This is a genomic window from Vibrio sp. 2132-1 (genome assembly GCF_033344315.1).
This window is the reverse complement of the sequence record NZ_JAWPON010000657.1, coordinates 1-569: the sequence shown is the minus strand read 5'-3', so window position 1 is coordinate 569 and position 569 is coordinate 1. Positions and strand designations below refer to the sequence as shown.

At 47.1% G+C, this 569-nt stretch carries 1 protein-coding gene; it reads right to left on the bottom strand.

Translation table 11 applies throughout. The features are described 5' to 3' along the window. Nucleotides 1-569 (bottom strand): NAD-binding protein (locus R8N47_RS27225; RefSeq protein ID WP_412034496.1); only part of this gene is annotated, 569 nt, incomplete at both ends.

Sequence of the window (569 nt, the reverse complement as noted above, 5' to 3'; positions counted from 1 at the left end):
CAGTTTTGACCACTTTCACGCCTGAAACTTTGCCATACGCATCGACCTCAATACCTAAAGGCTGAAGGTTAAACATGAACTTCACGCCCTCTTCTTTGGCATTTTTCACTTCTCGACGGGAGCCAGGCATGTTTTCTTCATCACGACGGTAGGCACAAATCACGTTAGATGCGCCTTGACGGATCGAAGTTCGCACGCAGTCCATCGCGGTATCACCACCACCAAGCACTACGACTTTTTTGCCAGCCATATCGATAAACGGTTGGTTATGTTCTAGCTCCATAACCTTATAGGTATTGGAAATCAAAAATGGTAGGGCGTCATAAACGCCCGGCGCGTCTTCATTTTCCAAACCCGCGCGCATGTATTTGTATGTGCCCACACCTAAGAAAACCGCATCGTATTCATCAAGCAGTTCTTGCATCTGCACATCTTGGCCGACTTCCACATTCATGCGGAACTCAACGCCCATTTCGGTAAATACCCGACGACGATTTTCCATGACTCCTTTTTCCAATTTGAAAGAAGGAATACCAAAGGTAAGTAGGCCACCAATCTCTGGGTAACGG